The organism is Runella sp. R5_40, from assembly GCF_057652295.1.
This window is the reverse complement of the sequence record NZ_JBYFCH010000037.1, coordinates 39,117-49,936: the sequence shown is the minus strand read 5'-3', so window position 1 is coordinate 49,936 and position 10,820 is coordinate 39,117. Positions and strand designations below refer to the sequence as shown.

At 45.6% G+C, this 10,820-nt stretch carries 14 protein-coding genes and 1 riboswitch; of the genes, 6 read left to right on the top strand and 8 right to left on the bottom strand.

Features of this window, described 5'->3' with window-relative positions:
- Positions 1 to 252 precede the first annotated feature (252 nt).
- On the bottom strand, positions 253 to 1,170 hold the full coding sequence (locus AC23N5_RS30320) for a CE1 family esterase (RefSeq protein WP_487758398.1): 918 nt from the start codon (positions 1,168 to 1,170) through the stop codon (positions 253 to 255).
- A 173-nt stretch (positions 1,171 to 1,343) separates the two neighbouring features.
- On the opposite strand from AC23N5_RS30320, the gene AC23N5_RS30315 reads away from it, so the two are divergent.
- The 5 genes from AC23N5_RS30315 (at position 1,344) to AC23N5_RS30295 (ending at position 4,771) form a co-directional block, all read left to right on the top strand.
- Positions 1,344 to 1,844 (top strand): DinB family protein, encoded by a 501-nt coding sequence (locus AC23N5_RS30315; RefSeq protein WP_487758397.1) that lies wholly within the window; start codon positions 1,344 to 1,346, stop codon positions 1,842 to 1,844.
- A 59-nt stretch (positions 1,845 to 1,903) separates the two neighbouring features.
- Positions 1,904 to 1,994: riboswitch (TPP riboswitch) on the top strand.
- Positions 1,995 to 2,099: 105 nt separating this feature from the next.
- Entirely contained in the window at positions 2,100 to 2,825 is a 726-nt protein-coding gene (locus AC23N5_RS30310) for a class I SAM-dependent methyltransferase (protein ID WP_487758396.1), read from the top strand.
- Between the two features lie 2 nt (positions 2,826 to 2,827).
- Positions 2,828 to 3,880 carry an AIR synthase family protein gene (locus tag AC23N5_RS30305; RefSeq protein WP_487758395.1) on the top strand — a complete coding sequence of 351 codons (1,053 nt, stop codon included), beginning with the start codon at positions 2,828 to 2,830 and terminating at the stop codon, positions 3,878 to 3,880.
- Positions 3,877 to 4,515, top strand: coding sequence for a thiamine phosphate synthase (locus AC23N5_RS30300; protein WP_487758394.1), 639 nt, complete (start codon positions 3,877 to 3,879; stop codon positions 4,513 to 4,515). The genes AC23N5_RS30305 and AC23N5_RS30300 overlap by 4 nt, the downstream gene beginning before the upstream one ends.
- Complete coding sequence (locus AC23N5_RS30295; RefSeq protein WP_487758393.1) at positions 4,493 to 4,771, top strand: Trm112 family protein; 279 nt, start codon at positions 4,493 to 4,495, stop codon at positions 4,769 to 4,771. The genes AC23N5_RS30300 and AC23N5_RS30295 overlap by 23 nt, the downstream gene beginning before the upstream one ends.
- Here AC23N5_RS30295 and AC23N5_RS30290 read toward each other — a convergent pair.
- Positions 4,755 to 5,339 carry a Crp/Fnr family transcriptional regulator gene (locus tag AC23N5_RS30290; RefSeq protein WP_487758392.1) on the bottom strand — a complete coding sequence of 195 codons (585 nt, stop codon included), beginning with the start codon at positions 5,337 to 5,339 and terminating at the stop codon, positions 4,755 to 4,757. The two genes, AC23N5_RS30295 and AC23N5_RS30290, sit on opposite strands and share 17 nt — an antisense overlap.
- 6 nt (positions 5,340 to 5,345) lie before the next feature.
- Positions 5,346 to 6,368 carry an SDR family oxidoreductase gene (locus tag AC23N5_RS30285; RefSeq protein WP_487758391.1) on the bottom strand — a complete coding sequence of 341 codons (1,023 nt, stop codon included), beginning with the start codon at positions 6,366 to 6,368 and terminating at the stop codon, positions 5,346 to 5,348.
- 96 nt (positions 6,369 to 6,464) lie between these two features.
- Between AC23N5_RS30285 and AC23N5_RS30280 the strand changes: the two genes are divergently transcribed.
- Positions 6,465 to 7,202, top strand: a complete 738-nt coding sequence (locus AC23N5_RS30280; RefSeq protein WP_487758390.1) for an MFS transporter — start codon at positions 6,465 to 6,467, stop codon at positions 7,200 to 7,202.
- An 89-nt stretch (positions 7,203 to 7,291) separates the two neighbouring features.
- Here the strand turns inward: AC23N5_RS30280 and AC23N5_RS30275 are convergent, their stop codons facing one another.
- The 5 genes from AC23N5_RS30275 to AC23N5_RS30255 form a co-directional block, all read right to left on the bottom strand.
- Positions 7,292 to 8,452, bottom strand: a complete 1,161-nt coding sequence (locus AC23N5_RS30275) for an NAD(P)/FAD-dependent oxidoreductase (protein ID WP_487758389.1) — start codon at positions 8,450 to 8,452, stop codon at positions 7,292 to 7,294.
- Between the two features lie 10 nt (positions 8,453 to 8,462).
- On the bottom strand, positions 8,463 to 8,783 hold the full coding sequence (locus AC23N5_RS30270; protein WP_487758388.1) for a 2Fe-2S iron-sulfur cluster-binding protein: 321 nt from the start codon (positions 8,781 to 8,783) through the stop codon (positions 8,463 to 8,465).
- Positions 8,784 to 8,875: 92 nt separating this feature from the next.
- A complete protein-coding gene (locus AC23N5_RS30265; protein WP_487758387.1) occupies positions 8,876 to 9,244 on the bottom strand; it encodes a four helix bundle protein in 369 nt (122 codons plus the stop codon).
- 77 nt (positions 9,245 to 9,321) lie between these two features.
- Positions 9,322 to 10,089: an SDR family NAD(P)-dependent oxidoreductase gene (locus AC23N5_RS30260; RefSeq protein ID WP_487758386.1), complete on the bottom strand. Its 768-nt coding sequence runs from the start codon at positions 10,087 to 10,089 to the stop codon at positions 9,322 to 9,324.
- A gap of 28 nt (positions 10,090 to 10,117) precedes the next feature.
- A complete protein-coding gene (locus tag AC23N5_RS30255) occupies positions 10,118 to 10,717 on the bottom strand; it encodes an HD domain-containing protein (protein WP_487758385.1) in 600 nt (199 codons plus the stop codon).
- Between the last annotated feature and the right edge of the window lie 103 nt (positions 10,718 to 10,820).

Here is a 10,820-nt window from a genome sequence, read left to right as displayed (position 1 = left end):
GGTGGTGCATCACCAGCAAAAATATGACAAAAATTATACTCGCACGCTTGCATAAACCATAGAAATCCGTGCGGTTAACCGTTACCCGTTAATTGTTATCCGTTCAAAATCAATGAATTGCATTAATGCAAATACCCCAAAACTTTTGGTCTGCTACTTAACATAGAGATTCAATTTTAGACCCACAAGGGCAAATTTGCCTCTTGCCTATTTGCCTCTTGCCTTTTGTCTCTTGCCTTTTGTCTCTTGCCCTCACGGCAATTGGTAACGTTGAAAGAACTCCCAAATGACATCGTTGGCGTTGATGGCAGTGGAAGGGTCATCGGCGGCGACGCGACTTTTAACACCCCCAGGCCAGGAATGCCCCCCGTCGTTGGTAAAATAAAACTCGATGGTACTGTTGGTGCAATTGCTCCATTTGGTGAGCGTATAATTGGGGAAAGTGTTGACCGTTTTGCTAGTTGAAGCGCAACCGTCGTTTTTTACCCAAGCTGAAAGGCCGTCGGCGACGGGCGGGAAGTAATACCCAAAAATCCCCGTGCCACCTTCGTAGGGAACTTTGGCATCAAGTTTGGAATGAATGTGCAAAATCGGAACGGGGCGCGTTGGCTGGCAGGTAGTAGTGGTGGCCAATGTTCCTGCGACGGGAGCAATGGCGGCAATTTTGTTGGAAAGCTCACACGCAAGGCGGTAACACATCATGGCGCCGTTTGACATACCCGTGGCATAGACTTTTTTTGGGTTGATGTTGGGGTATTTTTTTATCAATTCATCAATCAGAACACCGATAAATTTTACATCGTCAATGTTTTTCTCCACGGCGTAGTCGCAGCACGTACCTGCATTCCAGGTGCGTGCCCCCAAGATTCCGTCGCTTTGTACGCCATCGGGATAGACAATGGCAAATTGAGCCGCGTTGGCTTTATCTGTCAATAAATAATCACTTTCCATTTGCGAACCTCTCCCACCACCGCCGTGTAGGGCGATGACCAGTGGAACGTCGTTGGATTGGTCGTAATTGGGAGGAAGATTGATTAAATAAAAGCGGTTTCGGCCATCTACGGTCAATGTCCCTTCGGTGCGACGAAGGGTAGGCTCGGCGGGCTGTGTGGGCTGGCAAGCAAGGGCAAAAACGAGGAAAATTCCCAAAATAATAGATAAAGTTTTCATGGAGGTTGAAAGACTGTTTAATGGTGAAGGTGTTGCGGGTTAGATGCGAAGACAGGGCGAAAGTTTAAACTGTGCCCCTAAAAAAGCTACTGACATAGGGTTGTCATAGGCTGTCCCGACCTTTGTGTTGTTCAAAAAACAAAAAGAAAGTTTACCAAAAAAACACAACAACCATGAAAACATTACTTAATTTATTACTGGCCGAATTAGAAGATGAAAGTATCGGTACTCGCAAAATGTTGGCACTTGTTCCTGCCGACAAAGGCGACTGGAAACCACACGCTAAAAGTATGCCTTTGAAGGAGTTAGGAGAACACGTAGCGGATTTACCAACGTGGATAACATTGGCTTTCACTACAGACGAATTAGATTTTGCCAAGAACCCCTACAACCCACATCATTGCAATGGCGGTGAAGAACTCGTTGCCTATTTTGATAAAAACTTGGCAGAAGCAAAAGCTCACTTTGCCCAACATGAGGACGTTATGCTTGAAGAGCGTTGGCAGTTAAAAAATGGCGATGTGGTATATATGGACATCAGCAAGTACGAAACCATTCGCCATACTTTTGGCCAAATGATTCACCACCGTGCGCAGTTGGGCGTCTATCTTCGTTTGCTTGACATTCCGATTCCAGGCGTCTATGGCCCAAGTGCCGACGAGATGGGCGCGTAGTTCAACTATTTTTGCCAAACTGTTGATACTTTAAAATTCCTCCCTACTTTTGTGCTCATATTTCATGCACGGGGTGCTGTAAAAAGCTGAGATGATACCCGAGAACCTGAACTGGTTAGGACCAGCGGAGGAATGCAGGAGACAAAAGACGTAGGAGAACTAGCCCCATCGTAAGAGGGGTATTCATACTGGTTTTGAAACCTCATTTCGAGCATTCGGTGCAGAAATGAGGTTTTATTTTTTAATCCAACTCGTATGAATGAAGAACTTCAATTGAGCGAAAAAAGCCTTGTCAATCCTCCACTGCGCAACTGGCAAGGCCGCAAAGAGTGGTTTTTTAACCGCGAACACACCGACACGTACGAACTTTGGTACGAAGGCCGTTACAAACGTGCCGAAGTTTGGCAGAAGAAAATCATGGGACGGTTTGTCACCTCCGATACTCGCATCAAGACCTTGCTCGAATTTGGCTGCGGCACGGGGCGCTTCACCCGTTGGTGGAAAGAAATCGGCATTGAAGCCGCTGGGGGCGACATTTCTCCCTTTATGCTCGGGCAAGCAGTTCATCTTTTTGGGGGAAATTTGGTGTGGGCCGACTCCCATTTTATGCCGTTCAAAAATCATACCTTCGATTGCCTCGCATTTATCACGACTTTTGAATACTACCGCGACCCCGTGCAGGTAATCCGTGAAGCGGCGCGCGTGGCCAAATACGGCATTGCGTTTGGCATGATGAACCGCAATTCGCCCAAAGTCGTCCGCCGACGAGTGCAAGAAGCTTTTGGCAAAAACCCCTTTTACGTTACCGCAACGTTTTACACTCCTACCCTGCTTACCCAAAAAATCAACGAGGCGCTGGAGGGACGGAGCTATACAATTGAATGGCAAGCAACGGGGCTTCCTGAGTGGTTTCCTGTGCAAGAATGGCACGTTCCGTACGGCGATTTCTTTGGTTTATTTGTCAAATTCAACGATGTGTAGTGATGGAAAACGCGGGCAAAATCAACGAAGAATACTTCAAACAAGTCATTTTACCCAACAGTGGTTTTCGGCGAAAAGAAGTGCTCGTCGGGCCGAATTTTGGCGTGGACGTGGCATTGATTGATTTGCTAGACGGCCGAGCAATAGCACTTACGAGCGACCCGCTCAGCCTTATCCCGACCTTGGGACTGCAAGAATCGGCTTGGCTATCGGTGCATTTGATGGCCAACGACATCGCGACCACGAGTTTTTCGCCCCAGTATTTGCAAACAGTGTTGAACCTCCCAACCAGCATCACCGACGCTCAGTTTCGGGAATATTGGCAGCACATCGACCACTTTAGTCAGCAAATTGGGGTGGCCATTACGGGAGGTCATACGGGAAGTATTGAAGGACAAAATTCAACGATTGCGGGCGGTGGAACGATGATTACCATTGCTCCCAAAGATCAAATATTGACCTCCAACAACGCGCAAGCGGGGGATTTGATTGTGATGACCAAACAGTGCGCCATGTCGTCGGTGGCGATTTTGGCCTTGTCTTTTCCCGAAACGGTCAAACAGCGATTGGGCACAGAAATAGCCCAGAAAGCCAGCGATTTGTTTTACCAAACCTCAGTTTTGACAGAAGCGGAGGTAGTTCGACAACTCAATGAAAAACAGCGGGTTGTCAACGCCATGCACGACGTCACTGAAGGCGGTGTGCTGGGGGCGGTGCTTGAAATGTCGGTAGCGAGTGGGCTTGGCGTGGAGGTAAACGATGAAAAAATTCCGCGTACTGCTGTAGAAATGGCGGTTTGTGAGCTGTTTGCACTTGACCCTCGCTATTGCATTGGGGCAGGTTCTATGATACTTTCGGTAAGGCCAGCCCACGAAACAGCGGTGGTTCAAGCGTTAGTTGAGCAGGGACTTCCAGCAACCGTAATTGGTAAGTTTGTCGCCTCTTCTGAAGGACGTACTATTATCGAAGATGAACAAAGACAAACCTTGCCTTATTTTGAAACAGACCCGTATTGGGCGGCATTTTTTGGGGCATATCACAAAGGCTGGAAATGAAAAAAAGCATCTATCTAATTGCCGACCCAAGCCTCAACACATCGCTTTTGCTCCAAAAAATTGAGCAAGCGCTACGGGGCGGTTTGTTTGCGGTTCAACTTTGGCATAACTGGCGGGGTGTTTCAGCTCCACTTGCGGTGATTCAGCAAGTGCATGAATTGACCCGAGCATCTCACGTACCTTTGTTTTTGAATGAAGGATTGGCGTATCTAAAATGGAGGAGTTTCGAGGGAATTCACCTCGACAAACCCAATGAAACACTTCCCGCCTTAAAAAAACAACGCCCCGATTTACTGTGGGGAATGACCTGTTCTAACTGCGTTGAAGAATTACAATGGGCCGAACAGCATTCGCTTGATTATATTTCTTATTGCTCCGTTTTTCCGTCCAAAACAAGTACGAGTTGCGCGTTAGTCACCTCCGAAACCATCCAAAATACCCGTCAATTTTACCAAGGAAAGGTATTTTTAGCGGGGGGAATCAATGAATTGACCTTACCGCGTTTGCACTCGTTGCCTTTCGACGGAATCGCCTTGGTTTCGGCCATTATGGGGACGTCAAGTCCTGCCGAGGCTGTTTTGAATTACCATTCACTTTTAAATCAACCCACCGATGACAACCCATTTTCTCTCTAAGTTGTGTTGCCCATTTGATAAAAGCGACCTTCATTTACAAGTTTTTACCGAAAAAGAACCAGACCTTATTCACGAAGGATTACTGACTTGCCCAACTTGTAACCGACTGTATCCCATTATCCACGGAGTACCCATTTTGATTCCTGACAATTATCGCGAAGCCCAATTGGAACAACCTTTTTTTGTAAAATGGGAAAGTCAATTGAGCCTCGAAGCGAAAGAAAAAGCAACGCAGCAACTCAAGGGCGTTCTTTAGTAGCTAACTCCTTGCGGATTCTGCTCAATGATTGCGGGGTTATTTTGAGGTAAGAAGCGACGTATTGTTGTGGAACTTGGAGCAAAATTTCGGGATAACGTTTTTGTAACTCAAGGTATTTGTCCATAGCCGTGCCATAGTTCAGGAAGTCATTGTCTTTGATTTTGGTAAGAAATGTGGCTTCAATAATGGTTTTGGTAAAAATATAAAAATTAGGAATGGTCTCATTAAATATTTCCCAGTTTTTGCGTCTGATTACCAAAACTTTCGCAGGTGTCACTGCTTGAATGGCATTTTCACAAGGAGTTAAATTGTAGAAGCTCTCCAAGTCGGCATAAAATTGATTAGGGCGAACAAAATACTTAGTAATTTCTTCGCCCTGATTTCCAGTATCATAACTACGTAAAATACCCTCATCCACAAACATAATTTCGTGCGCAACGGCTCCGAATTCGAGAAAATATTCTCCTGTTTTGAGGGTTTTTAAGTGGACGTGGTTGAGCACTTGCTGGATGCTATCATCGCCCAGAATTCCACCAAATTGAAGGGCTGACTTGAGTTTATTCATACTATTCTATTGGACTATCCCAAGTTTTAAAACACTTTCAGCGCAGGCAAGTACAGCTTCTCGGTTAGTGCGGGGGCGCCATCCAAGTTCGTTGATTGCTTTTGAATTATTGATTTTTCGTTCGACGCCTAAATCTACTAAAATGGGCTGGAGGGTTTTGTCAAACAGTGAAAAAAGTTGCACCACAAAATTGGGTAATAGAAACGAAGGAATCCTTCGACGAGGATAGGCAGTTTTTAAAAGCTGAGCCACTTCTTTGAACGAAATAAATCCTGCTGAACCCGCGTAACGTTGATGAGCCGCTTGGGGTTTTTCCATGGCTAAAATCAGTAACTCAGCGACCGAACGCACGTCCACCATATCGAAACCAATAGCAGGTAAAGCTGGCATGGTTCCGTCCAATGCTTTGATGACAATGTTTGCAGAAGTTCCAAAGTCTTCTTCTAACACAGGGCCTAAAATTGCCCCAGGAAGAACCGTCGTAAGTTCTAAGCCCGATTTGTCGGTTTTTATGTACTCCCACGCGGCCTTTTCTGCAATGGTTTTACTTCGGAAATAAGGAGTGGTATCTGCCAAATTGGAGACGTCTGTCCATGTATTTTCGTCAAGAACAACGTTTTTGTCATTTTTTGCTCTTCCATACAAAATAGCTGAAGAAGAGGACGTTAACACAACTCGTTTAACACCGTTTTTTGAGGCAGCTTTCAGAATATTGAGAACACCGTTTTTAGCAGGCTCTATTAGTTCCTCATCGTTTTTGGGTAACTCTCTTGGAAACGGTGATGCAATGTGTTGTACGTAATCCATTCCTTTGGTAAGTAGCATCCACACTTTTTCGTTACTCAAATCCGCTTCCGCAAAACTCAGTAAATGGGTATTGGCAGTGTGCTGACCAATGACAGCTTTGATGGCGTCGGCACGTTGGAGGCTACGGAGCGTCCCTACGACTTCGTAGCCTTTTTCGAGTAGTTGAATGGCCGTATGCGACCCTAAGAAACCTGTTATTCCAGTGACTAATACTTTTTTCATGGCGATTACTTTTGTTTTAGGCAAAAGTAGGGATGCCCAAAATCACTGCAATTACCAAATGGTAAGAAATGATGGAAGTAATTGGGTATTGATATTATGCTACCAGCCTTTGCGGAAGTTCGACGCCATTTTGCCGTCGGAAACGACGTTGCCCAAACCGACAGGTTGGTTACTTTTTTCTTTATGGGGCAAATTATGCAAATTGTATTTGGCTACCTCACCGACAAAATGGGAAGATTGCCTATCCTACGGTTTGGAATTATCCTCTACATTGTGAGCGGATTCGCCACGGTCTATGCGCCCAGTTTGAATTGGATGTTTTTCTTTCGGTTTATTTCAGGCATGGGAGCCGCGGCAGTATTTATGACTTCTATCGCTTCTGTTCGCGACCGATATGCGGGCGACGAAATGGCCAGAGTCATGTCTCTAGTGCTAACCTTGTTTTTATTCACGCCCGTCATTGCGCCGTCGCTCGGGGCGGTGATTTTAAGTTATTATTCGTGGAAATTAGCGACAGCATCGGTGTTGCTTGGGGGTGTGCTGTTGTTGGGAAATCCTCCACCGATGGTCTATCTCTTTGTGATGATAGCGCTATTGATGGCGTTCACTACCGCTGGTGACCCCAATAGTGGGGCGTTAGCCCTAGAGTTTATGGGTGAAAATGCAGGTTTGGCAGCCGCAGTTGACGGCACTATCTTCTTTTTTATTGGTTCAGGAATTGGAGCCGTCATTAGTAGTCAGTTGACCAACGGCGTTTTACCATTGGCGATTGGAGCGGTTGTTGCTAGTTTGATTTCGGTGATTTTGGTTTTTGGGGATACTGCTAAAAAATAAGGACACATTGCTTTTTAACGGTTCCCCCGCCGAACTCGCTAAAGAATAAAAACGCAGATGCGCGCGGATTGTGAGGGGTTGGTTATCAATCAGGATGTTATCAATTTGAGGGTTGCGTCTTCCACTTGTTCCTTGGTGGGAGTGATACCCGCTTGAATCAATTTGCGAGCTGCCAAGTGATCAGCAGGGCGATTTAGAGAATCTACCGCCACCAGTTTATTTTCTTTAAAGTAAAAAATAGAAAACTTATTAGCCACTAAATCTCCTCGAAAGGCGTACGAATCGTAGTCCGAATTGATGCCTGCCATTTGCAATTTAAGGTCAAACTGATTGGTCCAAAACCACGGTACGGCATCATACGGCTGCGTCTTTTCACAAATATGCGCTGCCGCTATTTTGGCTTGATCCACTGCATTTTGCACCGACTCCAAACGACACTGTTTTCCTGCGAAACGGTTGTAATGACTCGCACAGTCGCCAATGGCATAGACGTTGGAAACGGAAGTTTGTTGATACTCATTGACCAAAACCCCATTTTGACACTCAATACCTGCCTCCTGGGCAAGTTCTTGGTTTGGAACAACCCCAATCCCCACGACGACCAAATCAAACTCAGCCAATGCTTCCGCCGAAACAGTGGCATTTAACTGTACATTTACGCCCATTTCTTGGTGCTTTTTGAGAAACACTTCCGACAAAACGGGCGGCAATACGCGTGCCATAAGTCGATTTTGCACCTCCAAAACTGTCACCTGCTTACCAGCTTCAGCAGCACTAGCAGCTACTTCTAATCCGATAAAACCACCACCTACTACGGCTACACTTTCTACAACATCAAGGGCTAATTTCAGTTGTTGAGCATCGCTCATACTTCTTAAATACAGCGCATTGGAGGCAATAGCCTTCGGAAGTTCCCGATTACGAGCACCCGTGGCAAGTATCAAATAGTCGTACTCAAATGTATGTCCAGTTGATGAGGTTACGGTCTGGTTATGAAGCTGAATTGCTTCTATTTTTTCCCCAACAATTACCTCAATGTGATGTTCGGCGTAGTAATTGGCATTCCGAAATAGTAGGTTCTCAACGGTTTGTTTACCATTAAGAAAACCTTTTGACAATGGAGGTTTCTGATACGGCAAATGCGCTTCATCGGCAATCAATTGTATCGTTCCTTCAAAGCCCATTTCGCGCAAAGAAGTAGCCGCTTGGACACCTCCATGCCCTGCTCCGATGATAACCACTTTTTTCATGTTAAAAACGCTATTGTACTGAAGGAATACGAACAATCAAGCCATCTACTTTTGGGGTTGCCCGCACTTGACATCCCAAGCGACTATTCGGCCGTCGCTCGGCCGTAGCGCTATCTAGCATTTCGTTTTCTTCTTCCTCCATTTCAGGCAATTGGCTCAAAAACGCATCATCGACATAGATATGGCAAGTGGCACACATGCAGGAGCCGCCACATTCGGCGACGATACCGTTTACACCATTTTGTACAGCGCCTTCCATAAGGCTAGCTCCCAAGGGCAAATCATACGTCTTTGCCGTTCCGTTCGGTTCAATGTAAGTAATGTGAGGCATAGGGATTAATTTGATTTACGATTATTTCGACTTGCGATTATTTCGATTTTGCGAAAATCAATTATAGTTAAGTTCAAAATTATTATCTTTTGTTAGTCGGTACCTTTGCTTTTTTTCTTTCGAAGGGTGCGCAACGATGCTACAACCATGGATAGTATTTCATTAGTCTCTCGCATCAAGTCAGCTATCCTTTCTCGCGGCACTAAGTTTGATTCAGTTACAAGTTCGAGCCAGTAGAGTGTTTCATCTGCTTCTTCTTCAACAATTTTAAGCTTATTTATCATGTCTGCCAGCGATTTTGCCCTACAAACAGCTCGATAATTTGCTCCTACTGACGAGGATGAGCGAATGAGTTGTTTACCATAAATATCTGCACTCCTACTCGAAGGAAGGGCGTCAGCTAATCGTCCAATCCGAAGAGCTAGCTTTTGGGTTCTTGCTTTAAATTCGTCAGCTTTCATGCGATTTAATTAATTTGATTAATAAATAAGACTACTAAAATAATCGAATTAATCGTAAATCGTATAATCGTTTTAATCTAAAGGAACTGTTTCCCTCCGTCCACCACAATGGTTTGGCCCGTGACAAAATCAGAGGCCGACGAGGCGAGGTAAAGGGCTGTCCCTACAATATCCTCGGCCGTAGAAGAACGTTTAATTGCGCCACGTTCCACGCCGTATTTCTGCGCATTTTCAATCAAATTTAAACTAGCATCGGTCAACGTAAATCCTGGAGCAATCGCGTTGACGGTGATGTTAAACTCGCCTAATTCTTTGGCCATCGACCGCGTTAACCCAATCACGCCCCCTTTGGAGGCCACATAATGTGACCACATGGGCGAACCACTCATGACCGTTGCCGATGAAATATTGATTATTTTACCCGTACTCATTTCGCTATTGGCCGTACTTGCCCGATGCTCCTGAATCATGTGCTTTGCAACGGCTTTGGTACACAACCACGCCCCTTTTAGGTTTACATTCATGACCAAGTCCCACTCAGCGACGGTAATTTCATAGAATGGCTTTCGTTGAATGGTGGCATAAATCGCGGCGTTGTTGACCAACACATCTATTCTCCCCCATTTTTCTATGACCGTACGAGCCATTTGTTCCGTTGAGGCTTCATCGGCTACGTCCACTTTCAGCGCCAAGGCATCTTCTCCCACCATGGCCGCCGTTTCTTCGGCTCCTGCAAGATTCAAGTCACAGACAGCTACTTTTGCCCCAGCACTGGCAAATCCCAACGCGAAAGCACGTCCTAATCCTCCTGCGGCTCCTGTAATAATGACTACTTTCTCTTTCATGCTAATTTCTTTTTAATGGCTCTGGGTTTTACAATTCACCTTCTTTAAAGGCTAATTCTATGCGTTCTGCATCTAGCATGGACTTGGCCATGCGTTTCCCAAAATCGGTCAGCAAAGTCGGGAAGACGTAGTTTTGTAAAATCTCGTGAACTTCCGCTCGCGTAATGCCAAACCACCCTTGAATGATGGTAATCCCGCCCGATGAGTAACGCCACAATTTGTCGGCATCTTTCATCACGGCGTCGTTCAATGAGCGGGCTACAGACGTGGTATCATGCCCATCTATGATTTGAGCAACTGCTTCGATGCGAGTTGTATCAAACCCTGCCTCCATCATTATTTCTTTGGCTACTTTTACCCCTTCCACTTCGTGAAGTCGTTGGATTTCGGGGTATTTTGCTCCTGGACCAAATGCTAATAAAAGTTTGTCCTGAGGGACTTTTGACCAACCCGTATCGTGTAGCAAAATGGCAGGCAGGACGATTTCTGCCTCTGCTTCTGGGTAATAATCAAGCAGTTGTTTGGCAAAAGTCATCGCTACCAACGTATGAACATCGTTTGAACGAACGTTGAGGTGAGGCTTAGCTGCTTGCCATAACGTACTGTATTGGCCTAACAAATCACTCATTTTTGGTTTATTTTAATGGTTCTTGTGTGTGTGAAGGGTTTCTCAAAACCCGAGCGTCGCAATCAAGGTCGGGTTTTGAGAAACCCTCCGCACGGGACACGGA